This is a genomic window from Streptomyces sp. NPDC052301 (assembly GCF_044593395.1).
Taxonomy (GTDB): Bacteria; Actinomycetota; Actinomycetes; order Streptomycetales; family Streptomycetaceae; genus Streptomyces.
Genome location: NZ_JBIUBE010000021.1, coordinates 41,085 through 65,043 on the forward strand (window position 1 = coordinate 41,085; position 23,959 = coordinate 65,043).

The 23,959-nt window shown below is 69.6% G+C and carries 14 protein-coding genes and 3 pseudogenes; 9 read left to right on the plus strand and 8 right to left on the minus strand.

The genetic code is table 11. From position 1 onward, the window contains the following. Positions 1–296 precede the first annotated feature (296 nt). A pseudogene (locus ACIHEJ_RS37490) lies at positions 297–410 on the minus strand (IS5/IS1182 family transposase); the annotation flags it as partial. A gap of 11 nt (positions 411–421) precedes the next feature. Here ACIHEJ_RS37490 and ACIHEJ_RS37495 point away from each other — a divergent pair. From ACIHEJ_RS37495 to ACIHEJ_RS37505, 3 genes and pseudogenes are all read left to right on the plus strand, one after another. Beyond that, positions 422–511, plus strand: a pseudogene (locus tag ACIHEJ_RS37495) (IS5/IS1182 family transposase); the annotation flags it as partial. A 2,053-nt stretch (positions 512–2,564) separates the two neighbouring features. Next, positions 2,565–3,641, plus strand: a complete 1,077-nt coding sequence (locus tag ACIHEJ_RS37500; protein WP_400142388.1) for a CHAT domain-containing protein — start codon at positions 2,565–2,567, stop codon at positions 3,639–3,641. Then, entirely contained in the window at positions 3,638–4,837 is a 1,200-nt protein-coding gene (locus tag ACIHEJ_RS37505) for a hypothetical protein (RefSeq protein WP_400142287.1), read from the plus strand. The genes ACIHEJ_RS37500 and ACIHEJ_RS37505 overlap by 4 nt, the downstream gene beginning before the upstream one ends. A gap of 796 nt (positions 4,838–5,633) precedes the next feature. On the opposite strand, the gene ACIHEJ_RS37510 is transcribed toward ACIHEJ_RS37505, so the two are convergent. From ACIHEJ_RS37510 to ACIHEJ_RS37520, 3 genes are all read right to left on the minus strand, one after another. Next, positions 5,634–8,030 (minus strand): ADP-ribosyltransferase domain-containing protein, encoded by a 2,397-nt coding sequence (locus ACIHEJ_RS37510; protein ID WP_400142288.1) that lies wholly within the window; start codon positions 8,028–8,030, stop codon positions 5,634–5,636. Between the two features lie 1,541 nt (positions 8,031–9,571). Beyond that, positions 9,572–9,868: a hypothetical protein gene (locus ACIHEJ_RS37515; RefSeq protein WP_400142290.1), complete on the minus strand. Its 297-nt coding sequence runs from the start codon at positions 9,866–9,868 to the stop codon at positions 9,572–9,574. A 183-nt stretch (positions 9,869–10,051) separates the two neighbouring features. After that, positions 10,052–10,498, minus strand: a complete 447-nt coding sequence (locus ACIHEJ_RS37520) for a hypothetical protein (protein ID WP_400142292.1) — start codon at positions 10,496–10,498, stop codon at positions 10,052–10,054. 466 nt (positions 10,499–10,964) lie between these two features. Here ACIHEJ_RS37520 and ACIHEJ_RS37525 point away from each other — a divergent pair, with 466 nt between their 5' ends. Both ACIHEJ_RS37525 and ACIHEJ_RS37530 read left to right on the plus strand, forming a co-directional pair. After that, positions 10,965–14,648: a DNA-binding protein gene (locus tag ACIHEJ_RS37525; RefSeq protein WP_400142294.1), complete on the plus strand. Its 3,684-nt coding sequence runs from the start codon at positions 10,965–10,967 to the stop codon at positions 14,646–14,648. Between the two features lie 809 nt (positions 14,649–15,457). Next, positions 15,458–15,895, plus strand: coding sequence for a hypothetical protein (locus ACIHEJ_RS37530; protein ID WP_400142296.1), 438 nt, complete (start codon positions 15,458–15,460; stop codon positions 15,893–15,895). 756 nt (positions 15,896–16,651) lie between these two features. On the opposite strand, the gene ACIHEJ_RS37535 is transcribed toward ACIHEJ_RS37530, so the two are convergent. Next, entirely contained in the window at positions 16,652–17,194 is a 543-nt protein-coding gene (locus tag ACIHEJ_RS37535) for a dihydrofolate reductase family protein (protein WP_400142298.1), read from the minus strand. On the opposite strand from ACIHEJ_RS37535, the gene ACIHEJ_RS37540 reads away from it, so the two are divergent. The 3 genes from ACIHEJ_RS37540 to ACIHEJ_RS37550 all read left to right on the plus strand — a co-directional run bounded on the left by ACIHEJ_RS37540 (position 17,111) and on the right by ACIHEJ_RS37550 (position 19,454). Further along, positions 17,111–17,716 (plus strand): MFS transporter, encoded by a 606-nt coding sequence (locus tag ACIHEJ_RS37540; RefSeq protein WP_400142300.1) that lies wholly within the window; start codon positions 17,111–17,113, stop codon positions 17,714–17,716. The genes ACIHEJ_RS37535 and ACIHEJ_RS37540 overlap by 84 nt on opposite strands. Before the next feature lie 1,025 nt (positions 17,717–18,741). Beyond that, positions 18,742–19,233 carry a DUF2975 domain-containing protein gene (locus ACIHEJ_RS37545; protein WP_400142302.1) on the plus strand — a complete coding sequence of 164 codons (492 nt, stop codon included), beginning with the start codon at positions 18,742–18,744 and terminating at the stop codon, positions 19,231–19,233. Beyond that, the gene (locus tag ACIHEJ_RS37550; RefSeq protein WP_010981499.1) at positions 19,233–19,454 is read left to right on the plus strand and encodes a helix-turn-helix transcriptional regulator; all 222 of its coding nucleotides are present in this window, start codon (positions 19,233–19,235) and stop codon (positions 19,452–19,454) included. The genes ACIHEJ_RS37545 and ACIHEJ_RS37550 overlap by 1 nt, the downstream gene beginning before the upstream one ends. 16 nt (positions 19,455–19,470) lie before the next feature. On the opposite strand, the pseudogene ACIHEJ_RS37555 reads toward ACIHEJ_RS37550, so the two are convergent. Both ACIHEJ_RS37555 and ACIHEJ_RS37560 read right to left on the minus strand, forming a co-directional pair. Next, positions 19,471–20,260 (minus strand): annotated as a pseudogene (locus ACIHEJ_RS37555) (IS5 family transposase). A 359-nt stretch (positions 20,261–20,619) separates the two neighbouring features. After that, a complete protein-coding gene (locus tag ACIHEJ_RS37560; protein ID WP_400142305.1) occupies positions 20,620–21,390 on the minus strand; it encodes a transglycosylase SLT domain-containing protein in 771 nt (256 codons plus the stop codon). A 1,219-nt stretch (positions 21,391–22,609) separates the two neighbouring features. Between ACIHEJ_RS37560 and ACIHEJ_RS37565 the strand changes: the two genes are divergently transcribed. Beyond that, positions 22,610–23,119 carry a hypothetical protein gene (locus ACIHEJ_RS37565; protein ID WP_400142389.1) on the plus strand — a complete coding sequence of 170 codons (510 nt, stop codon included), beginning with the start codon at positions 22,610–22,612 and terminating at the stop codon, positions 23,117–23,119. On the opposite strand, the gene ACIHEJ_RS37570 is transcribed toward ACIHEJ_RS37565, so the two are convergent. Continuing rightward, positions 23,067–23,846, minus strand: a complete 780-nt coding sequence (locus ACIHEJ_RS37570; RefSeq protein WP_400142307.1) for an IS5 family transposase — start codon at positions 23,844–23,846, stop codon at positions 23,067–23,069. The genes ACIHEJ_RS37565 and ACIHEJ_RS37570 overlap by 53 nt on opposite strands. Positions 23,847–23,959: the final 113 nt, after the last annotated feature.

The window sequence follows — 23,959 nt, forward strand, 5'->3', positions numbered from 1 at the left end:
GCCGCTTCGAGCGGCGCCCGGCGGTTGGGCACCGGGCTCGCTGCGCGGCTTCCGCTCGGCTGCCGCCTCTTCACGTGAGTGGACTTCGGCCGGTTCGGGCAGCACGTTGGCCATGATTCTCTCCCGTTGCGATCCTCGATCTGCAGTATCTCGGGGCGGGCGCTTGGAGTCAGCAGAATCACCAACACCGCCGTCACCATGACCCCGGCGAACCGGCCGTCATGATGTCCTGGTCCGCCCTGACACCAACCGCCGGCAGGTCCCATTCGAGACCTGCCCGGACCGTGTGTCGTACGTGTGAGGCGGATGAGTCGCTTGTAGCAGCACAGGGCGGCGGCCAGGCCGAGAAAGGCCAGGTGGTCGCGGGGGTTGCGTGCGTAGTGTGGGCTGAGTCGGCGGTAGCCGGGCAGCCGGAACACGGATCTACGTGCTGGTCAGCCGGTGTGCATGGCGAGCGTTGCCGCCGTGCTTTAGTGTCTCGAAGTCGACCGCTCACCGCCGCTTCGTGATCGGCGAGATCGAGCCCGCCGACCGAGTTCGCGGCGGCAGCCTGGATCGAGCGCGCTGGCGGTGGGTCCGCGTCTTTTGCGGCCCGGTCATGAGTGCCGACGTGCCGGGCCCCTCTCTCCGCGACAATCGCGGCGACCAGGACGGCGTCCACTCTCGAGGACGAGGCTCCTTCGCAGCGGCCGCACCTGCACCGATGTGCAGAAGCCCGTGACGTGCTGCCGCGAGAGGCTGCCTCCGTCTCCGGCGCGTCGCAAGGCGTGGTGCGCCGCATGGTCCGTGAACGGGCCTCTCCAGCGGCCGATCCCGCCTACTGTGGGAAGTCATAGCGGAAGGACGGGGGAGGGTGCTGTGAGTCGAGCGAAGCCGCTTGCAACCTGGCGGTCACATCCGCTGGCGTCCCCCTTCGTCGACACCGGCCACGTCCAAGTACACGGCACATACCCTGGGCGGCACCTTCGTCGGTCCATCCGGCATGCCGTGATCGGCCTCAGCGCCATCTCGTGCGTCCCGGCTCCTGCGGGGAAAGTCCCTGCCGGCGTCTCAAAGGGATTGGAGCCCGCTGTCCGTATGGCCGCACAACGGCGACAGGCTGGGCGGGTGCATGGGGGTGACGCGTGAGGCATCACGCTCGCGAGCTCCCGTACGCCTACGCCTTGGTGATAGACGTCGAAGCCAGGGGTTCTGGCGAGTATGACGACCACGACAAGCCGTATATGCGCACCCGACTCCACCATGTGTTGGAGACGGCTTTTGAGCGCGCCGGGATTTCGGGCGAAGCCCTGCACCTCGAGGATCGCGGCGACGCCGTGATCGTGGTGGTGAAAGCCCAGATCAGTCTAAAGCTGGTGCTCGGGCTGTGGCTTGCGGAGGTCCACGCAAGCCTGTATAAGGAAAATCGACTTCTGCGTAGGCCTCTGCGACTGAGCATCGGCATGCATGTCGGTCCCGTCTGGCATGACGAGCGGGGACTCAGCGGACGCGCGGTCAACCTAGCCGGCCGGCTCGCCGACTCCGCCCTCGCTCGGCGGCTCCTCGATGCTGATGAAGCCGACCTTGTGCTGGTGATCTCCCGGTTCCTGTATGAAGACGTGGTCAGAAGCGGCGCCGGAACCATCGATCCCGCGTGCTACGCCCCGGCCCGACTGCGCCTCAAAGATGACGAGGTCACTGCCTGGTTCCATCTGCCCGGCCGGCCCGCCCCGGCGATCCCAGCAGAAGCATCGGTCGAGCCCTCGGACACCCCACCCACCGTCGGCCCACGCCCGGATGGCGGTGGCACGGTGTACGCCGTCCAGAGCGGCACGTTGCAGCTCCAGCATGCCGTCCACCACGAGTCCGTACGCACTGGCCGAGGGACGGGGCAGGTCGATCAACTAACTGCTGCTCCGCAGCACGCTGATGCCCGTCAGGGCAGCGAGACGCGTGACGAGGTGGCCCTTGCAGAGATCGAACTGTGTGGCGAGTTGATCATCGCGGCGTCGGCTTCCCAGAAGGACCGGCTCAGCCTGGAGCAAATCGATGAAGTGCTGAGGGTGGCGGGAAAGAAGAACACCCCAGGCGAAGGGCCTGCCGACCGGGGCAGCGGGCCCCCGCCCGGCCAGTCCCGCAGCGATGCTCCGCCGCTGATTCCGCCACTGACGGGCTCCGACACCGCAGGTGTCTCGGCGGAGCCGCGGTCGCTGGTTGCCGAGCTGACCGCGCAGACTACGCCCGGGCGGGTGGTACCCCTGCACGTGCAGATCGTGCGAGGCGGCGAACGGGGCGTACCACTGCGTTCCTTCGCCGTGCCGCCGGACGGGATCCGGGTGCTGGTGACCATCCATGCCCCGGGGCTGGTGGTCATCGATGACCTTCAGCAGGAGTTGCACATCGTGCCCGGTAAGGACTCGGACGTGCTGCGATTCCGGTTGCGGGCCCCGACGCCAGGACTTCATCACGTGACCGTGAGGGTCTTCAGGGGCGGAACCTTCCTCGGGGAGGTGACCTGTCAGATCTCGGTCGAGCACGGCAGTGTCACCAGAGACGGTCACCAGCAGCACGCCCCCTTGCCTTCCATGGCCTTCGACCCGGGCGAGGCCACACTGCAGGTCCTCAAGGACGAGGCGGCCGGCACGTACAGCTTCCAGCTGATCAGCGAGCGGTTCTACGCGCCGGAAACCTTCCATTTCCGCGCCGGTGACCCCCGCAGAGCGACCGAGCAGATCTACGCCGAGCTGAGGAGAGCCGCCAAAGCCGCAGCGACAGGCGAAGGAGCAGGGCACGCAACGCGGGTACGGGACCGCCTTCGTAACCACGGCGTACAACTATGGACCTCAGCAGTACCCCGAGCCGTTCAAGCCCAGTTCTGGGAAGAAGCGGACAGCGTGACGGCCTTCACGGTCCTGGGCGAGCATGACATCGTCCCTTGGGAGCTGCTGTATCCATTGAACGAGGGCCATGAGGACAGAGGTTTCCTGGCCGAATGGCTGCCCATCGTTCGTCGAGTCTTTGGGCAGGACCGGGTTCGCAGTCTCAGCGTGCCGACAGCGGCGTTCGTGGTGCCTCCCGGATCACCTGACGACGCCGGCAGAGAAGTGGCCCTCCTCCGCGCTCAGTTGGGTACCGGACTGGCAGACGCCGGCGTGCTGACCGAGCGAGCGGCGCTGTCCGCCCTCATCGAAGGCGGGCACGCCGGCGTGCTCCACTTCGCGTGTCACAACGCCTTCACGGGCACCGGCTCTTGCGTAACCATGTCCGACGGCCCCTTCGACCCCATCGACCTGGCGTCAGCAGCTCAGCTCCGAACGCTGCGAGCCCACCGCCCACTCGTGTTCTTCAATGCCTGCCGAAGCGCAGGAGAAATCGACTGGTTCGGAGAGAGCCTGGGGTGGGCACCTCAGTTCCTCAACGCAGGCGCGGGAGCCTTCGTCGGCACCCTCTGGCCCGTGCGGTCAGGCACCGCCTTACGGTTCGCCGAAGCCTTCTATGAGCAGTTGTTCAGCCACCGCCGGCCACTGGGGCAGGCGTCATTGGCGGCCCGGCAGACCATCAGAGACCAGCACGGTGGCGATCCGACATGGCTGGCCTACGCCGTGTACGGCAGCCCCGCAGCCACCGTCCAGACCACCCGATCAGGAGGAGTCGGCGCATGAAGGATCCCGTTTTCGTCATCCACGGCGTTGCCAACCGCGACCGGGATGGATTCTCCTCCGCCGTAGCGGCGCTCGCCGCAGCATCCGGTGTCGAGATGGTCCCAGTCCACTGGGGCGACCTGGGCGCGCAGGACGAGTTCATCGACGCCGCCCTACCCGCCTACCGATCCGGTACCCATACCTTGCGCGACAGCGAGGCTGCGGAGCCCGTCATGGCCGAGCCTGTCGTCGCTGCTGCGTTTCCTGAAATCACCGACGAGAGCTGGCAGTTGTCTCAAGTCGATGCCGCCGTACGTAAACGCTTGGCCGCGGGACACGACGGGGACGATGAGGGGATGCGGGGGAGCGGCCGAGACCAGCTCGATGCCGATCGGGTCCTTGAGTACGTAAGAGATGTGTGGGGCGACACGGAGTGGCTCCGTCGCACAGGCGACACGCAGCTATTGCTGGAGACGGGCCGCTCCCTGGCACACGCGCTTCTGGATGAAACCGACCCTGACGGTGACGACGCCTATGACGGACTGCGCGGAGGGGGAACCGGGCGGGAAACCCGCCTCCGGGAACTGGTGCGGCGTCGGCTGCAAGACCTGGACCGCGTGGCGGGCGCCGCGATCCAAGCGGTGGGTGCCCGGCTGAATCACGCCCTGCGTGACCGGTTCGGGGCCGGCACCACACGTTTTCTCGGTGACGTGCTCGTTTACCAACGGCATCAGCAGACCATCCACGCCCGCGTACGAGAGGTCATCGACACAGTGCATCCCGATCTTGGGCGCAGTCCCGCTCGGCCAGTGCGCATTGTGGCTCACAGCCTCGGCGGTGTCATCGCAGTCGACATGGCAACCGCCGCTGCGCCCCTGTGGACGGAGTCCCTCGTCACCTTCGGCTCCCAAGCAGCCTTTTTTCACGTCTGCGACCCCAGAGGGGGGCAACTGCAGCCCTTCGAAGGCTGTACGCCCGTCCAACTGCCGGACTCCCTGAACCGCTGGACCAATCTCTGGGAACCCCTGGACGTCCTGGCCTTCGCCGCTTCGAAAGTGTTCCGGCTGCATGACGGCACGCCTCCGGTGGATGTCCCAGTCGACCATCAGGCGAGCACCGGGATATGGACTCACTCGGCGTACTGGGCCCTTCCTTCCGTCGCCTCAGCCATCAGCGACGTGATGGGCGAGGCCAAACCGGGGTGGAGCACCTCCTGAGGCAGCGGTGCGCAGTATCTGCCGGTGAGGCAGAGCGGCGTGGGAGGAGGCCTGAGGGCGTGGGTGGCGGGTGTGTTGTGGGTAGGGGGCGGTGGCTGTTGTTGCTGTGGAGCGGAGGTAGTCGGTGGCTGTGTGGTGTTGGATGAGGCTGGTGTTTTCTGCGAGGTCGGGGTGGGTGTCGGGGGAGTAGGTTTTCAGGGGGCGCAGTACGGCGATGGGATCGCCGTGGTCGGGGATAGATTGCGTTTCCCCTCCCGCAGCGCCGGGTGCGCGGCACACACCACCACCCCCAGAAGGGCCGACTTTCCGACCCCCGCTTTGCCGGTCACGGCGCGCAGCGCCGACCCCCGCCCGCTCTGGCTCAGCCACCGGCCCAGGCTCTGCACTTCCTCCTCGCGCCCCTGGAAGAAGGCGAGGTGAGCGCCGCCAGCTGGGCACCCGACGCCCGGCTGGTGAAGTGCACGACGTCGACGGCCTCGTCGAGCGTCGGGAGCGAAGCCTTCGACTCCGGTCCGAGGCCGAACACCGGAGCGGCGGTCAGCGTTCGGCCACGACGGCGAGAAGGCGGGGCAACGTGCCCGCGACCGTTGGCGACGATGGGCTGGCAGCAGACGCGTCAGTGCCGTGGAGGCAGACGCTGCTCCGGGGCACCCGCACACTCGTGCCGCTCGCCCAGAACATGGAAGTCCCTGGTTGCAGCAGGGGCGCGGCGGGAGTGGTACTTCCCTGTGCCACGTGATTGCCGGACGCGAGCGTCCGGTAATCACGACGGTGGGCATCGTGGGGAGTGGGCGGTTCAGGATACCGTGGGAGCGGCGTCCGTGACCTCGTTCAGCCGGACCGTGCACAGTCCGCGGGGCTCGCTCTTGACCTCCGTCACCTTGAGCTGGGTACCCGGCGTGAGGATGTATTCCTCCTCGCCGGTGAAGGCGGAGAAGCTCTTGATCCCGACCGCCCTGGCCGGCGTCACTTCGAAGAGTGTCCGTTTGCCGCGACTGCCCAGGAACGCCCTGGCCACTTTCGGCTCGGAGGTACACGAGGAGATGCCCCACCAGGTCACTGTCCGGCCTATGGGGTACTGCGCTCGAAGGTCCAGCGACACCCCGCGCCACAACGGCTGCGTGTAGGCCGGTAGCTCCGAGACCGCTGAGAACAGCAGCCGCAGGTACGGCAGGTAGGGGGTGACCCTGGTGCGGTCGGGCGAGCGCAGAACGCTGTTGACCTCCCGGTAGAAGGCTGACTCACAGGTGTAGAGGTGGAGCGCGGCGATCGCGTCGGCGGACAGGCCGCCGTTGTCCGCCTGGTCCGCGCGCTGCTTGCCGAAGTCGTGGGAGCGTTGGATGTGCCCGGCGAGCCCGGACAGTGCCGCGGAGACCGGGGCGATGGCGTCCTGGAAGTCCATCAGAAGGGTGTCGAATACACCGGTGATCGCGGGCAGGACCAGGCCCTCGTCCTTGACGCTGGTGAGGCGCTCCAGGTACAGCTGGTGCAGGTTCATGGTCGAGTCGATGAATGCGCCCATGCGGGCCGAGACATCCCCGTCCGTGCCGCCCGCGGGCTCGTTCCACCCCTTGCTCGGCAGCCAGTCGATGGGGTCGGCGCCCAGCGAGGTCAGGGCGCCGTTGATCTGAGCAAAGTGGTCACCCTCGCAGAAGATGTCGCCCTGTGCCGCCGGGTTCGCGTGGTCGAGGTGCCGGACATCGACGTCCGGGTACTTCTGCTGGAGCCGCAGGACGATCCGCTTCAGGTTGCGGGCGTGCGCCCCCCACCACGCGAACACGACCCCGTGGTCCTCCTCGGTCGCGTCCTGCTTGGCCTTGAGGATCTCCTCGACGATCCGCTCGGCGACCGGCCGCCAGAACGCCGTGTGCTGGTCGGCCCCCATCGCCCCGTCGCCGCTTGCGGTCAGCGACGCGTTCAGCAGGAGCACGCCCTGCGTCAGCATCGCCTGAAACCACTCCGGCGGCTGGACCGTGTCCCGCTCCTTCAGCAGCGCCCGCACGTCGGCGATCGGGGTCTTCTTGGCGATGCCGTACTTCCACATCGCCGCCGCCTTGATGAGGCACCGGATGCTGACGACCCGGCCGAACTGGCTGTCCTTCCAGTCGCTGAAGGTGTTGTCGAACATGGCTATGCCGGTGGCGCTCTCCGGCCGCGGGTACGGGTTCTGACCGAAGACCACGACCTTCCACTTGTGCGGCGGGTTCGGCTTGAGCGCCTGGAACGTCAGCTCGCGGACCGGGACCACCTCGTGGCTGCGGTCCTTCCCGATGAACCGTGCGGCGTCCGGCTGCGCTTCGATGACCGGCTTCAGCAGCGGGAGCCAGGCCTCCCCGCCGCCGTCGAAGAGCTCGGTCAGGGCGAGGGGGTCGTTCGCATCGGGCTGGGGCTGCGGTGGCTGGCCCGAGGCCGGGACGCCGGTCGTCGATCCGGTCATGGCGGAGCCGGATTCGCTCGTCGTGGCAGAAGGGGGCTGGGCGGTGGAGGGAGCGGGAGCGGCAGTTTCGGGTGCCGACGCGGCGATGGACGTGATGGCCGCCGGCGGCACGATGCGCACCCGCTGGTCGACGGGCACGTTCTCGATCCCGTGGAGCTGGGAGATGATCGTGGACCGCAGCTCGTCGTCGTCCTCGAACCAGTGGTCGTGGAAGAGCGTGTAGCCGGTCCACATCAGATTGGCGCACACCCGGGCCGGCACCTGGCCGGTCTGCGCCCCCATCCCGACCAGCGCCACGGACCGGATACTGCCCGGCTTCTTCCGGTTCTGCCGGTGGACGGCCTGGAAAGCGGCCGCACACGCCAGGGCCACGTTCAGCGTGGCACTCACGTTCTGCGTGGACCGCACCATCGTCGGCGTCGATATCAGGTACCGGGGGACGGTCGCGCCGGACGGGACGCAGACCGCGCTGCCCACCGGCATGGGTCCGGCGAACCGGTCACGGATCGCCCGCTGTACACGCACCTGGATGCCGGACCCCAGGTACCGCTTGATGACGGCATCGACCCCGCCGTCCATCCGGCCCAGGGAATTCGTGGGGGTGACCCAGGCGTCGACGTCCTCGTCGAGGATCGAACCCTTGCGGATCTCGATGCCCGGGGTGTCGGCGAACGCGGCGCGCCACGCCTCCACCACACGCTCGTTGACATCCGTCAGCACCACCCTGAGCGCGGGCAGCGCACTACTCTCGGTCATCGTCCACTCCTGTCGTGCAACAGCGGTTCCAAGGCCTCGAACGTATCTCCCACCACTGACAACGCAGCCTCGGCGAGGGGCGGGTGACTTGCCGTCATGCTCAGTGAGGCCGCACCGAGCGGTGGCCGCTCACGCCCCGAGTCCTACCGGCGGTGCACCCGCCGATCGGGGTACATGAGTCGGACGTGGCCTGCCCTCAACGAGCACGTGCCTCCCGCCGGCAAGACAAGTGGCCAGTTGCAGAGCTCTGCCCAACGGGCCCTGCCGCGAGCACCTGCGACGCCGGGGCATCCGGCACACCATCCCGGAGAAGACCGGCGGCTGGCATACATCGCCGCGGCGGCGGGCGTCTCCGAGGAAGGTGAGCGCGGTCTCGGTCGCCGTCAGCGTGTGGCCGGCCTTCAGCCGGGCGGTCGGATCGGACACGGTTTTGGAGCCCCGGTGTCCGCGCAGCTCGGGCCTCTCGGAGGCGAGCTGCACGCCGTACGCGGTGGGGAACCACACCCGCGTACGTCCGGCCTGGGCGGCAGCTGGCCACACACCACCAGGCAGGTGTGTCTCCACCACCCGCCTGCAGCAACAACAGCGTGCGAGCTCTCGGGCGACGAGGTGAGGGGCTGTGGGGCGAAGTTCTCCGCGCAGAGCGGTGGCCGAGCGTTGTGGCGGCGGAGATCGTCGGCTGTCGGCTCTCCGCCGAGGAGGGGGAGTACCGGAAAGACGCCGACATCGATTCCGCCCAATACCCGGCCTGCGGCGTCCGCCGCGCCGACTACGGCGAGATGACCGTGGGCCTGATGGAAGTCGCTGTTCTTCGTCCACGGCGAGCACACCCCCGAGCCACTACCGGCGCAATGTGTTGTCAGCCGCCGGTCTTCGCACGCAGCCGGGGGCGGAGCACCGATCGGACCGGCCGCAGGACCGCAAGCCCGGCGGGCTCGACTGACGCCAGGGGGCTCGACTGACGCCAGGGGGGCTCGCAAGCCGGCATGGGTCCGGGCCCCTCATCTGCGCAGGCGTCCACCGGCGGGTCTGCACGCGTGCCGTGCCCAACGCCCCGGCGTGCAGAAAGGTCACGCCGCCCGGCAGGTGCGCAACCGGGTCGCGGCTGCGCACCGCCCTGACCGTGCGGCCACGCCCCCTGCCGGCGTGGCCTGGCAGCTCGGGCCACGTGTCTGGGACAGCGCTGAAGGCACGAGTGCCTGTGACGGCAGCTCAGGCCCCTTGGATCGCTGAACTGTCCCATGAGGCAGCGCTCTCGCGGGCGGAGGGATACTGTCGATCATGCTCTGCGGTGACAGGACGGCGGAGCTGGGTGGCGGCCCTTTTGCTGTGCGCCCTGGTACGGGCCGCCCCGACAGCCCGGCCGCGCAAGCTCTGCAACCCGTCGGACGGCACACCGCGGACGGGCAGCAACTACCGCCCGGCCCCACCGAAGCCGGTGGAGCGCGCCCGCCGAGGACGGACAGCCGGCCGGACCCGCCTCCTGGGCCGTCCCCGCTTTCCAGGAGCCGTCCGAGACCGCACAGGTGGCTTGGCCGGCGTCAGGCGAGGGCGTTGCGCAGGTAAGCGGGCAGTGCCTGGCAGACGGCCGGATCCGCTTTCCAACCGAAGTCCGCGAGCTGGCCAGGCGTGATCACCGACTGGCTGCCGTTGTCGGCGCGGACGACGACGCGGAACGTTTCACCCCGGGCAGACCGGCCGGCGAGGTACGCGGCCAGGACGGCCCGGCCCAGCTCGGTGGGCTCCGCGCTGGTGGTCGTACGGCCGAAGCCTTTGCAGATCCACACGCCGCTGAACCGTTCGTGCATCAGGATCTCCCACCGCACGCAGCTGGGCATGTCTTCACGGAACACAACCGCGATCATGCCCCCGCAAGCCGGCCTCACGTACCGCTACCTGCGAGTACTGGCCGGAAAGTGTGCCTCACCCACCCCTCCGGCACCGGCATCCCGCCACCTTCTCCGCCGCCCCATTTCTCGTCGAACTCGCCTGTTGCCTCCTACATCGTGCGAGGGGATTGTTCAAATGCCCCTGCTGCAATGCCAGGTTGAGTCGTTCCAGTCGATGTTTCGCAGGCAGACCCGTGCCTTGTAGCCGCGGTCGTCCCAGTAGTAGCCGGTGTGGTCCTGCGTGTTGTACCGCACGAAGTGGTACCAGGTGATCCGTTCCCAGGCTCCGCCGTGCTTGCGCTGGAGCATCATGGCGCATTGAGCGTTCCAGGAGCGGACCAGGCCCTGCGCGTTCCAGTGGCCGTTGATCTTCTTGGTGTTCATCCAGGCCTTGCAGTTGCCGCGGGTGACGACGGAGTCCGGCTCGAAGCCGTCGGGATGGACGGCGGTGTGCTGGAGGAGGGTCGTGCCGGCCGTGCGGTGGGCGGTGGTTACCGCCTGGGCGGGGCCCACCAGTGCGAGACCTCCGGCCAGCCCGGCTGCCGCCGCGTACAGAGTGGCCCGCTTGCGTGTGTTCATGTTTCGTCCCTCTCGTTGTTGATGAGGTGTCTGGACGCCGAGCGCGGAGGACCATCTGGCTCGGTGTTCTTTCCCGTGCGGGGCGCCGTCGCCCACCCCCGTGGGGCGACGGCGGGTTCCTTGCACCGGTGCCGCTGCGGGGCGGCACATCACCGAGTTCAGCGGCTCCGGAATTGAATGGGCAGCCGGTTTTGCCACCCTGATCAATGGCTCACCGCAGTTCACGGGTATGGCATTGCGGCGCTGACCGAAGAATGCGCCTCTGGTTTGCCACCGAGTCACGGGCGTGCGTAGCGTGACGGGCCATCGCGCCGCGTCCACGGGGGAGGCGGGCGAATGGGTGGGGGTGCTGTCGATGCCGGGGCGTCCGGAAAGCCCACTCGACCCGAGTCGGGGGCCGGTGCAGCGTTTCGCTGCCGAGTTACGGAAGCTCCGCGCGGAGGCCGGCGGTCCGCCCTACCGGGTGATGGCTCAGCGCACAGGGCAGGGCGCGAGCACGCTGTCACAGGCGGCCGGGGGTGATCGGCTGCCGACCCTGCCGGTGGTCCTCGCCTACGTGCGTGCCTGCGGCGGCGATGAGGAGGAGTGGGAGGCGCGGTGGCGTGAGGCGGCCTCGGAGGCGGCGGCCGAGCCACGCACGGAGGATGATGACGCCGAGCCCCCGTACCGGGGCCTGGCCCGTTTCGAGCCCGGCGACGCCGGCCTGTTCTTCGGTCGGGACCAGCTCACCGACCGTCTGCTCGAGCTGACCCGCTCCCGCCGGTTTACGGCGGTGTTCGGTCCCTCGGGCAGCGGCAAGTCCTCCCTGCTGCGGGCGGGCCTCATCCCCCGCCTGCGCACCGAGGACCAGTCCGGTCCACGGCCGGCCGCATTACGCGTCCTTGCTCCCGGCGAACACCCCCTGCGCACCCACGAACAGCGGCTGACCCCGAAGCACGGCGACGGGGAGACGTGGCTGATCGTGGACCAGTTCGAAGAGCTCTATACCCTCTGCCACGACCCGGCCGAACGCGACCAGTTCGTCGACCGCCTTCTGACCGCCACCGATCCCGGGAGCAGACTGCGCGTCGTCATCGCTGTGCGAGCCGACTTCCTCGGCCGGTGCGCCGAACACCCTGCCCTGACCGCCGCCCTGCAGGACGGCACCGTGCTCGTCGGCCCCATGAGCCGGGACGAACTCCGCCAGGCCATCGTCAAACCCGCACAGGCCGCCGGGCTGATCGTGGAACGCGGGCTGACGACACGCATTCTCAACGAGGTCGAAGGGGAACCCGGGGCTCTGCCGCTGATGTCCCATGTCCTGCGCGAAACCTGGCGGCGCCGCCGCGGCCGGGCGCTGACCGAGGAAGCGTACGAGGCCGCGGGCGGCGTCCACGGTGCCATCGCCCAGACCGCCGAGTACGTCTACGCCGGGTTCTCCGCCGAGCACGCCCAGCTCGCCCGCCTCGTCCTGCTGCGGCTGATAACCCCCGGCGAGGGATCACAGGACACCCGCCGTCCCGTTGACCGTTCCGAACTCGACTTCGCACCCGATCCGACGAGCGCCGCGCACACCCCTGTTGAGGCGGCGGACGTCTCCCTGGTCCTGGACCGGCTGGCCCGCGCTCGCCTGATCGCCCTCGACCAGGGCACCGTCGACCTCGCCCACGAGGCGCTGATCACCGCCTGGCCGCGGCTGTCCGGCTGGATCGACGAAAAACGCGAACAGCTGCGGGTGCACCGGCGGCTGACCGAGGCTGCCCGCACCTGGGACGAACTCGGCCGCGACCCGGGGTCCCTGTACCGCGGCACCCGGCTCGCCGTTGCCCGGGAGCAGCTGTCCGAGGCCTCGCTCACCCCGCTGGAACGGGCGTTCCTCAACGCGAGCAGTGCCGCGCGCCAAGGAGAGCGCCGCCGCCGGCGCGCACTCGTCGGCGCCCTCGCGGTGCTGGTCGTGCTCGCCCTCGCCGCCGGGGCCGTGGCCTGGCAGCAGCACCGCACCAGCGACCGCCGCCGCGAGGAGGCAGAGGCCCGCCGCACAGCCGGAGTCGCCGACAGCATGCGATTCTCCGACCCGGTCACCGCGATGCGTCTCAGCGTGGCCGCGTGGCGGCTGGCCGACACGACGGAGACACGGTCGGCGCTGATCGGGGCGATGGCACAACGAGAGCAGGACGTGTTCGCGGTGCCGGGGGCCGACGCCGGCTTCGACGGCTCCGACAACGAGACGCGCCGGCTGACGGCGGACGGCAGATCGGTGGTGTCCGTCACGGCGGACCGGGTCCGGATCTGGGACCTGCGCACGCGACGGCTCACGCTCTCCGCGCCCGGCCCCGGGAAGCTGATGGCCGACGGCACTTCGGCCGTGGTCGGCCCGGACGGCGGCACTCTCGCGCTGCCGACGCTGGAGGACGGCATCAAGCTGTGGGACGTACGCTCCGCGCGGGTGACGAGGACACTCGCCAAGGTCGATTCGGATGAGCCCGAACTCGTCCTCGGCGAGCGCACCTTGGCCGCGGTGGACGCGAACGACGGCTACATCCATGCCTTGGACCTGCACAGCGGACGCCGGATACCGCGCATCCCCGCACCCGGGGGCAGCGAGTCCGCGATGGCCGTCAGTCCCGACGGCCGGTGGCTCGCCTGGTGCGCGGACAGGTATCCGGAGATCTGGGATCTCGCGCACCACCGGAAGGCTTCCGCATCCTGGGCCGCAAAGGTGCGCGCCGCTGACTGCACCGACCATTCGCTCGCCTTCACTCCCGACAGCAGGTCCCTCACCGTCGTCAGCGACCACGGAATCGCGGAGTGGGATCTGCGCACCGGGCGCAGAACTCTGTTCCTCGAGGCGGATGGGCTGACCCAGGTGTGGTTCGGATCCGACCGCAGGTTCCTCGTGGCCACGGGACCCGGCCGGCTCCTCGTGTGGCGGGCCGCGTACCCGGACCTGCCCGTGCTGCGGCAGCGGCTGACCGCCGACGACTGGAGCGATGTAGCCCTCGACCTCGTCGCGGGAGCCGTGCGCTACCTCAACACCTCCGGGACCGTCGTCCGCTCGCTGTCCCTCGGCAGAGCAACGACGAAGCGGTGGCCGGACCAGATGGCAGATCAGGCGGAACTCTCCGGCGACGGCCGGATCCTGGCCCGCGTTCTGGAGACGGACGACAAGGAGCGGTTGCAGGTCCTGGACACCCACGACGGCAGAGTGGTCTTCGAGCCCGAGGCAGAGGCGTGCCCCGGCAAGGAGGACGAGGGCGAGGGTTCCTGCGCCGGTGTCATGGCGCTCAGCGGCGACGGCAGATACCTCGCGCGCAGCCGGAGGGTGGACAGCCACCGGAAAGGGACACCGGGCGGGACTCGTATCACGGTGTGGGACGTCAGGACCGGTCGCGAGTACGCCACTGTGGGCATCCGGCCTGACCACGACGGCTCCATCGCCGTCAACGGGCTGGCCCTCGACACCCACGCCCACACCCTGCTGGTGTATCGGCAGGCGTTCCGGCCGACGGTCGAGGTGTGGGACGTGCGCCGGGACGAGCACGTGAAAACGGTGCGCAACAGCCGCTCTGCCACCTCCGTCGACGAGTCGGACAGCGTGCGCATAGCCCTGCGCCCCGACAACGGCAGCGTGGTGACGCAAGAGGGCCTGGTTGCCGACCTTCGCGCGGGACGCATGGCGCCCCGTGTGCTCGGCGACGAGCAGATCACTACGTCGGCGTTCAGCCCAGACGGCACCCGCCTGGCCGTCGGTGACGCCATGGGCCGCGTCACCCTCTGGGACGGGGCGGCCCGCACGCGCCTCGGTGTGCTGGACGGCTCCTTGTCCGACGCCGGGGCGGACACCGCCGGCCCAGTGTCCGCCCTGGCCTTCTCCCACGACGGCCGCACCCTGGCGGTGGGAGGCTGGGCCGGCACCGTGCAGCTCTGGGACGTCCCGTCCCAACGGCTCCTTGGCTCCGCCCTGCCGACCCCGGGCGACAAGGTGCTCGCCCTGTCGTTCGGCTCCCACGACGGCACGGTGTACGCCTCCGGCACGAACATCCCCGTACAGACGTACGACATAAGGCCCGCGCACCTAGCCGCCCAAGTCTGCAAACGCACCGGCTCCGGCCTCTCGAAACACGACTGGAAGACCTACCTCTCGAACGTCCCCTATCGCCGCACCTGTTGAGCGGGAGCATCCACCAGACGTTCGGCTTCCAACTCGTGGCGGTCTCGCGCCGGCAGGGATGGTCCGGACAGCGGACATACGTTCTCGTCGGTCAATGTCATCCTGCTGGGGCTGACCGCACTGGCCCTGTATGGTGCGGGAATCGGCAGCACCTGGTCCCGGAGACGCTGACCCGGCATCAAGACCAGCCCCCCAGCCGGAGTGCCCGCCGCAGCCCGCACCCTTGCTGCTGGGGCAAGGCCCGTTGGCCGGCCCCCGCCCAGCGGGCCGGCCGTCGTGGCGCGCGGCGCCACACGGTGACCAGTAACCCGGCCAGGGTATTTGGTCGCCTGCGGGACGCCGACGACTTCCCTGACCACCGTCGACGCCACCTGAGGGCGCGGCCGCACGTTTCGCGTCCGGGCGGTCAATAGGTGCTGTTTCGGAACGGGGTTCGGCGTGCGTGGCGGGTATGCAGCACAGCATGGTGGGGATCGGGGGGCGACGGGAGCGAAAGCGGCGCCGGGCGGTGGCCGTGCTCGGTGTGGTGCTGTTGGTGGCCGGCGCCGGCTACGCAATGTCCCAACTGGTGCGCGGCGGACTGGGGCCGGCCGACACCGCCGGCCTGCTGGGCCTACCGCTCGGCGCGGCGGGACTGGTGGCCGCGGTGGTGGCACCGCGGCAGCCGTTGCGGGGCACGGACGTCGAACTCGTGCGGCAGTGGGCGGCGACGCTTTGCCGTCCAGGTACAGGAGAGCGAGGGCGAACTGCGACAGCAACTGCTCGGCGGCGACACCCGGCGCATCGATCTGCGCTACACGCTGCGGGCGGTGCCCGGCCGCGCGGCCGAGGCCCCGGCGGCGGGGCGCACCTTCCACGAGGGCGCAAGCACCGGTGCGGACCCGGACATCGCGGGTTTCTTCCGCGCCACCCAGCCCCGAAGACTCGTCATCACCGGTGCCCCCGGCTCCGGCAAGACGGTCCTCGCCCTTGAGCTCGTGCTCGCTCTCACTGTCGACCGCGCCGAGGGAGATCCGGTGCCTGTGCGCATCTCCATGGCCCAGTGGGACACCGCCCACACCCTGCCCGAACTGCTGACCGAGCACCTCACGCAGGCCATGGACTGGCCCGGGAGATGGCGCAGCGCCTCGTGGCCCACGGCATGGTGCTGCCCGCTCTGGACGGTCTGGACGAAATGGATCCCCCGCGCTCGGACGGCTCCGCGGACCCGGCCGCCGCCCGGGCCCGGGCCGCGGTGCGGCACCTGAACGCCTACCAGCGGGGTCTGCACGCAGGCCCCCTCGTCCTCACCAGCCGAAGCGCGGACTACGACGCGCTCCTTGCGCACGAGCCACTGGTCGACGCTGCGCTGGTGATCATCTCACCGGTGGGATCCGAGCGCGCGCTGACCTATCTGCGCGACCGTTGCAGCGACTCCGCCCGCTGGCAGCCCCTGCTGGACCACCTTGCCGCCCACCCCACCAGTGTGCACGCCCAGGCCCTGTCGACACCTTGGCGGCTCGGCCTGACCGCCACCGTCTACCGGCATCAAGGCGACCCGGCAGACCTGCTCGCGCTGCACGGCACCGACGCGCTCGACCGGCACCTGCTGGCCCGCTACATAGCGGCCGCCGTCGAACCAGCGCCCGGCGACCCGGCCCCGCCTCGATACGGGCCGGCGCAGGTGCACCGCTGGCTGCACCACTTCACCCGGCAGCTGACGGGAACCGGCGCCGCAGCGTTCTTGTCCTCGCGTTCGAGGCGTTCCACGGCCTGCAGCCTGAACCGCTCCTGGGCGGGCCTCCCCGCGGCGGTCAACCTGCCGCTCTGCGTGTATCTCACGCCCAGATGGCTACCGGTGCCGGTCAGCACCTGCCGGAAGAACCGACCGGGCATCACCCGTTCACGTTCAGTGGTCCGGGCCCGAAAGGCAGTCTCCTGGCACCGCTGGTGGGCGGTTCCGCGATCCGCGGCAGCCGTGGACTCGGCCTCTCCCACGTGTGCGACCTGCGTCTTGGTGGAGATCAGTGTTGGCTGGCAGGCTTGTCCGGAAGTTCAGTGCGACTGCCCCGGCAGGAGTACACGATCTCCACTGAACCGCCCGGGAGAGCACGCTCGCGCTGGAAGGTCAGCCCGGTGTCGGGGCTGAGCATGGGTGTCAGCTGCATCCCGCCGCCGAACAGCCTCGGCAGTACGACCAGTTCGAGGGTGTCGAGTGCGCCGAGGGCGTGGAACGCCCCGATCGTCTGCGGGCCGCCGATGAGATGGACGTCGCCACCCCGGTTGGCCGAGCGGAGCTTCCCCAGCAGCCGCATCGGGTCACTGTCGGTGGTGACGTGGTCGGGGGTGCCGTCCGGACGGTGTGAGCCGAGTACGAACACGTCGAGGTCCGGCCATGGCCAGCGGTTGTTGGTCAGTGCGGGCTCGAAGGTGGTGCGGCCCATCAGAGCCGCTTCGCAGTCTTCGAGGAACTCCCGGATGCCGTGGCTTTCGCCGGAGACGAACGCGGGGTCCGCGGTCAGGGCGGGCCACCCGCTCGGTGTGGTCACGTAGCCATCGGCACTCATGCTCACGGGATCTTCCTCCTCGGCCTGTACTACCAGCAGCTGCGCGGGATGTCGGGGATCGAGGCGGGGCTGATGTTCGTCCCGATGTCGGCGGTGGTGACGGCCACCAATGTGGTCTCGCCGCGGCTGGCGGAGCGCGTCGGGCGGCGGCCGGTGATCGTGGCCGGCCAGCTGATCTTCATCGCAGCGATGCTGGCCATGCTGCTGCCGGGCGCGCACACGCCACTGTGGCTGGTGCTGGTCCTGCTGCTGCCGCTGAGCGTCGGCGGGGCGCTGGCGGTACCCGCGCTGACCGCACTGCTGATGGACGCCGTCCCGGCCAGGCGGGCGGGGACCGCTTCGGGGCTGCTGAACTCCTTCCGACAGCTGGGCGGTGCGCTGGCCGTCGCCCTCTTCGGCAGCCTGCTCGCCGGCTCCGGCGGCGGCTTCTGTCTGGCGGGCATGCGCATCGGCCTGTTCACCGTCGCCGTCCTCCTCCTGGTTACCGCCGCTCTCTCCCGCCTCCTCCTGCCCCGCGGCTGACCCCTCTCGGCCGGCTGCGGCACGGCCGCCCCGAGTCCGGCTCGCCCCGTCCTGCGCCAGGCTGTCGGCCGCGCCGTCAGAGCAGTCCGCAAGCCCGGGTCCTCACCGGGACACCGCCCTGGTCGGGCGCCCATGGGCGCAGACGGGGCCCGCATCGTGTCGGGGCTGTTGCTGCGCGGCAGGGGTACGCGGTGCGGCGGGCCGCCCCGGGCCGGGCGCAGTGAGGCGAGGGCCGGTCAGGAGACGCCGGCGCGGGCCGGGCCGGGCGAAAGGGGTCTTCGGGCAGGTGCCCGGGGGAGGCGTCGCGCTGCGGGGTGAAGACGTCGTTGCCGGTGAGGGTGCCGCAGATGTACCCGCCCGGGGGCCGGGCCGGCGGTGCCGGCCTGCTTGACGAGCCGGAACCGCGTTGTCCGGCGCACGCGGCCCCGCCCGGAACCGGTTCCGGCGCGATGCGCAGGCCGCCACGGGAAGGCGGGACCCTGGCGGCCCCTGCGGCGGCCGGACATCAGGAGGTGGGGGGCGATTGACGCGGGCCGAGCGTGATGAGGCCCGGCGGCGCCCGTTCGCGGCACGAACGCCGCGCAGAAGCCCCATTGCCGGCCGTGGCCGCGGCGCTGGTCGCGGTCTGTCTGTACGTGGTGCCGGCGCAGCAGCTCCCCGGCCGCCTTGCGCTGCGTACTGCCCGCACTTGAGCTGCTGCTCCTGGACCCGGTGGCGGCGGTCGGCCCCGCAGGGCTCACCGGGCAGTACTGTCTCTCGCACTCGTGCTCGTCGTCGCAGTGAGCAGCGATCTTACGCATTCCGGGGTACCAGCCTGCCCAGCAGCGGAGAACCAGGCGAGCCCCGGCCGGCCGGGGCAGTGGCAGCGTGCCAGGAGCTCCCAACCAAGAGCTCCCCACGCCATGCCGGGGAGGGGGCGGCGGCATCCCGCCATGGCGCAGACCCCCGCCCGTCCTCCGTCCCCACCTTGCCTCACCTATCGAAACTCGATAGATTCCCATCGTAAATCGATGGAGGGATGGGTTGTGGGGAAGCTGGCAGTGCGCGCGCTGCGTGCCGTGCTCGTGGTGGTGCTCGCCGGCACCGTGTTCGTACAGGCAGGGATGGTGTGGGCCCTGGCCGGCGGGCGTGACCCGGAGGACGGGTCGCTCCCGCTGACCGCGCTGCGCGTGATCACGATCCTGGGCATGGTGTCGGCCCAGGTCGCCCTGGTCTGCGTCTGGCGGCTGGTGACGATGGTGCGCCGCGGAACCGTGTTCTCCCACGCCGCCTTCCGGTACGTGGACGGCGTGATCGGTGCGATCGTGGCGGCTGCCCTCATGTGGTTCGCGGTCACGGCCCTCAACGCGCCGGGCCAGCGGGACGACCCGGGCGTCACCCTCATCATGGGCGGGGTCGGCGTGGCCGTCCTGGGGGTCGCGCTCATCGTGCTCGTGCTGCGGATGCTGCTCGCCCAGGCCGTCGCACGCGACGTCGAAGCGGCGCAGATGCAGGCCGAGTTGGACGAGGTGATCTGATGCCCATCGCCGTCGACATCGACGTGATGCTGGCCAGGCGGAAGATGTCCGTGGGCGAGCTCGCGGACCGCGTAGGGATCACGCCCGCCAACCTGGCGGTACTCAAGAACGGCCGCGCCAAGGCGGTGCGCTTCGCTACGCTCGCCGCGCTCTGCGAGGTGCTCAAGTGCCAGCCGGGCGACCTGCTGCGCTGGGAGGCCGAGGACGCCGCAGGCGGATGACGTGCCTTAACTGTCCCTACCAAAGCTGTTGGACGTGGCGGTGGGTGATGAGGCAGACGGCGAGTCCGAGTATCGCCTCGTGGATGTCGCTTCGTCGTTTCCAGCGGATGCGCAGGCGACGGAAGCCGTGGAGCCAGGAGATCGTGCGCTCGACGACGTAGCGGAAGAGGCCCAGGCCGCTGCCGTGGGGCTCGCCGCGCTTCGCGATCACGGGACGGATCCCGCGTTGCCAGAGCAGGCGACGGTACTTGTCGTGGTCGTAGCCGCGATCAGCCAGCAGCGCGTCCGGACGTCGGCGCGGTCTGCCGACCCGGCCGGCGATCGCCGGGATCTGGTCGAGCAGGGGCAGGAGCTGGGTCACGTCGTTGCGGTTGCCGACGGTCAGCGACACCGCGAGCGGGATGCCCTGCCCGTCGACGATGAGGTGGTGCTTGCTGCCCGGACGTGCTCGGTCGACCGGGCTGGGACCGCTTTCGGGCCCCGCCGGGCCGCCCGCACGTGCGAGGAGTCGATCACCGCCCGAGACCAGTCCAGCTGGTTCTTCGACCGCAGCTCCTCCAGCAGCAGTATGTGCAGCTGATCCCAGACCCCGGCCTCGTTGCAGGCCGCCAGGCGCCGCCAGCAGGTCATACCCGAGCCGAAGCCCAGCTCCTGGGGCAGATACCCCCATTGGATTCCGTGTGCAGGACGAAGAGGATCCCGCACAGTGCCTGCCGGTCCGGCACTCGAGGTCTGCCCTCGATCAGCTTCGGCGCCGACTCGGGCAGGGACGGCTCGACGGGCGACCACAGTTCGTCCGACACGATCCCCGGTCGCGACTGGCGTTTCCCACGACCAGACCAACGAGCAGACAAGCCAACAGCCACATGATCAACAGCTTTTGTCGGAGCTGGTTAACCCAGAGGTCGCAGGTTCATTTCTTGTCCCCGCTGCGACAAGAAAGGGCCCGACTGCTGCAGGGCCCTTCTGCATGAGCTGCGCCGACCGGCCTGATCCTGGTCCGTGCACACCTGCTCGCGGGAAGCGTCCTTCTGGAACTCGGCACGCCTGCGTTTCCTCGGCGGAGGCGGGCTCTGTTGGATTCGCGTCCGGCTGATGTGCCGGTGCTGCTCGCGGTGGCGGTGGTCAGGTGGTGTCGCCACCGCGAGCAAGGGCAATCGCCCGGTCAGTAGGGTCCGTTGACGTTGTCGATGGAGCCGTAGCGGTGGTAGGCGTAGTTGCAGGCTGCGGTGATGTTGGCGACGGGGTCGTAGATGTCCTTCGAGGTGCCCGGCACGTGGTAGGCGTCGAAGGTGGGCTGGATCACCTGGAGCAGGCCCTTGGAGGGGGTGCCGGCCTTGGCGTTGGAGTCCCAGAGGTTGATGGCCTTGGGGTTGCCGGAGGATTCCCGCATCACGTTGCGGTGGATCCCGTTGTAGGTGCCGGGGATGTGGTGCTGGGCCATGACCGCCAGGGAGTGCTTGATCCAGCCGTCGAGGTTGTTGGTGTAGGTCTTGCCGTCGGCGGTGGTCGTCTTGGAGGCGGCCTTCGGGGCGGTTGCCTTCTTCGGAGCCGGAGCAGGCTTCGGGGCCGGGGCCGCCTTCGGGGCGGGAGCAGGCTTCGGGGCGGGAGCCGGCTTCGGAGCAGGGGCAGGCTTCGGAGCAGCGGGGGCCGGTTTCGGGGCGGGGGCCGGCCTGAGGGGGAGGATCAGGACCTGTCCGGGCTGGATGACGTACGGGGCGGGGAGGGGGTTGGCGATGGCGTTCCAGCCGCCGGGGACGGGCTGGGGGCCGGCGAGGCTGCCAGCGGGCTGGAAGGGGTAGGTGGCCGCAGTGGTGGCGGCCTGGGCCGTGCCCAGTCCGGCGGTGGAGACCAGGGCGAGGGTGCCGACGGTGACGGCGCCACCGGCGATGAGCCGGCGTGCCCTGTGAGCGCGCTTGGGGACGTGACGGGACATGGAACGGTCCTTTTCCAGGAGGTGCACGACCCGCAGTTGCCAGTTCAACGGCACACTGCACCGCATTTCGTTCAGCGATGCGCTGCGGGGCGCTCATTCTTAGCCCGCCGGGAATAAATCGACAATTCCCTCTTTTACTAATCAGGCTCGTTGCCTGGCTAGATCCACTCGTCACCTACAGGGAGGGATTGGGGGGTTGAGATGGATTTGAAGCACTAAGATGCATCGTAAGTGACTTGGGTCACCTTATTTGAATGAAGCATCACAAAGGCGTAAATCATAATGCGTCGAACCTTCACGCCCTATCGGGCAAAATCGCCCATTCGGGTATGAACCTGTGCCTGTTTCACGGACCGGCGCATGTGTTCGGGCTCACGCCTGGCGGAGCGCGACGCCACGAGACCCAGGTGCTCGGCGGTTCCGGCTTCGGCCGGAACCCGCGCGGGCGAGCCCGGCGAGGACGGCCGGTGCCAGGTGTGGTCCGGCGAGGCCGAGAAGGGCGCGGCGCCCAAGCGCCGCGGAGTGCTGACCGTGTCCGGCCGGATCCCCTGACCTCCCGGAGAGTGGATCACTGAAGGCCGGCCCCTGGTTCGGGACCGACGGCAGTCCGGCCGCTCGGCCGTCCGAACGCATGTCTGCGACTGGGAACCGGTTCTCCGCTTCCGTGCCGTCCCCGTGTGGCCGTCGGCGCGCTCGTCTGCGGTGACCGGACCGTGCTGGAGCGACGGCTTCTCGCGCCCTGGCAAGCGGCTGCCTCGGGCGCCGGCCGAGCACGTGATGCCCCTGGCCGGACAGTCCGCCGGCCTCGACCGCCGGCCCGACCCCGACGGCCGGCTACTCGATCATCGTCCGGCAGCACCGTGTTCGCAGCTCTTGACCGTCAGCTCGCCGCACTCGGCCCAGACCCGACCGCCGTGTCACTGAGCTCGAGCGCAGCGGCTGTCGGCTGCTGTGCCCAGTGCGCGGTGCCGGTTGTGGGACCTGCCGTCCGCCCGGTGACGCCAAGTGCCTCCCTCACTGGCGGAGGCCCCCGCCAACGACTCACCGATGTGTTCTGCGTGCCACCCTCTGCCTTCGGCCCCTTAGAAGCCGTATCTCAACCGAACGTGATCGTTTGATTTCTGCTGGTCAGGCATGGTTTTGCACGCCCTGAGGCAGGGATGCGGCGTCTTGTGTCCGCTTGGTGGCTGAGGGATGCGCGGTGGCGTCGGTGCTGGGAATGCTGGAGGAGCGGGAGACGGCTGCCCGGGTGCGGGTGGAGGGTCTTCGGGAAGAAGTCGCGCGGCTGGCCGGCGTGTTGGAGGCCGCGGAGATCGAGCTGGACCGGCGGGTGATCGCGCGGGAGGAGCTGGTCGAGGCCCTGGCTGTCTCCGCGGCCGAGTCCACTGCCATGACCGAGTCCGAGGCGGAGCAGGAAACAGCGCCCTCACCTGTGCCGGGCTCGACGGTGCCGCCCTGGCGGGACGGGTTGCCGGTGACGGTGCTGACACCGGACTACCAGCGGATCCTGGGTGTGCTGGAGGAGCGGCCCTCAGCGGGTCAGGGATCGCTGAAGGCCAGGGAGATCGCGGTGCAGCTGGGTCTGGAGACGACGCCGGCGAAGGTCGAGGGGGTGCGCTCGAAGGCCAGGCGCCTGGCGGAACGCGGGTGGCTCGTGCAGGAGACGTCGGGGATGTTCAGCGCCGGCCGGCGGCCCGTGCCTTTGCCAGACGCCGGCCCATCCGCGTGATCATCGACCACCGGATCATCGCCTCGCTGGTAGCGGGCAGAGTTTCGTAATCGCGGGCCAGGCGGCGGGAGTTCATCAACCATGCGAATGTGCGCTCTGCCACCCAGCGTCTCGGCAGCACCACGAACCCCTTCAAGTCGTCGGTGCGCTTGACGATCTCCAGCGTGAGGGCGAGTTTCTGCCGGCACCAGTCGACCAGGTCGTCGGTGTAACCGCCGTCGGCCCAGACCAGGGTGATGTCACGGTGCAGTCGGCGCACTCGCCCCAGCAGGCCCGTCGCAGCGTCCCGGTCGCCGATGTTCGCGGCGGTGACCACGGCGACCAGCAGCAGACCGAGTGTGTCGGTCACGATGTGCCGCTTGCGTCCGGGTACCTTCTTCCCGCCGTCGTAGCCGCGTGAGGCGGCCGGCACCGTCGCGGCGGCCCGCACCGACTGCGCGTCGATGATCCCTGCCGTGGGCTCGGCCTCACGGCCTTCGCGCTCCCTGACCCGTCCGCGCAGCCGGTCGTGGAACTCTGTGATCAGCCCGTGCTCGCGCCAGCGGCTGAAGAAGGCGTAGACCCGGCTCCAATCGGGGAAGTCTGCGGGCATCGCCCGCCAGGAGATCCCGCCCGCGACCAGGTAGCGGATTGCACCAGCATCTGGCGGTGGCAGTAGCCCTCGGGCTGTCCGCCCCGCCCCTGGAGCCATGCCGGCACCGGCAGCAACGGCCGGATGGCCGCCCACTCCGCATCCGTCATGTCCGACGGATACCGGCGCACCCGATCGGGGTGATCGGCCGCGTTGCCGTCCACGTGCGCGAGACAATCGCACGACACGGCAGGCGAGCTGAAGCGGAC

What these genes read in the sequence shown, in the direction of transcription:
- ACIHEJ_RS37565 (WP_400142389.1), top strand. Translation starts at nt 22,610, where the DNA reads ATGCTGGAGGAGCGGGAGACGGCTGCCCGGGTGCGGGTGGAGGGTCTT.
- ACIHEJ_RS37515 (WP_400142290.1), bottom strand. Translation starts at nt 9,868, where the DNA reads ATGCCCAGCTGCGTGCGGTGGGAGATCCTGATGCACGAACGGTTCAGC.
- ACIHEJ_RS37560 (WP_400142305.1), bottom strand. Translation starts at nt 21,390, where the DNA reads ATGTCCCGTCACGTCCCCAAGCGCGCTCACAGGGCACGCCGGCTCATC.
- ACIHEJ_RS37550 (WP_010981499.1), top strand. Translation starts at nt 19,233, where the DNA reads ATGCCCATCGCCGTCGACATCGACGTGATGCTGGCCAGGCGGAAGATG.
- ACIHEJ_RS37525 (WP_400142294.1), top strand. Translation starts at nt 10,965, where the DNA reads ATGGCTCAGCGCACAGGGCAGGGCGCGAGCACGCTGTCACAGGCGGCC.
- ACIHEJ_RS37520 (WP_400142292.1), bottom strand. Translation starts at nt 10,498, where the DNA reads ATGAACACACGCAAGCGGGCCACTCTGTACGCGGCGGCAGCCGGGCTG.
- ACIHEJ_RS37505 (WP_400142287.1), top strand. Translation starts at nt 3,638, where the DNA reads ATGAAGGATCCCGTTTTCGTCATCCACGGCGTTGCCAACCGCGACCGG.
- ACIHEJ_RS37510 (WP_400142288.1), bottom strand. Translation starts at nt 8,030, where the DNA reads ATGACCGAGAGTAGTGCGCTGCCCGCGCTCAGGGTGGTGCTGACGGAT.
- ACIHEJ_RS37535 (WP_400142298.1), bottom strand. Translation starts at nt 17,194, where the DNA reads ATGAGTGCCGATGGCTACGTGACCACACCGAGCGGGTGGCCCGCCCTG.
- ACIHEJ_RS37500 (WP_400142388.1), top strand. Translation starts at nt 2,565, where the DNA reads ATGGCCTTCGACCCGGGCGAGGCCACACTGCAGGTCCTCAAGGACGAG.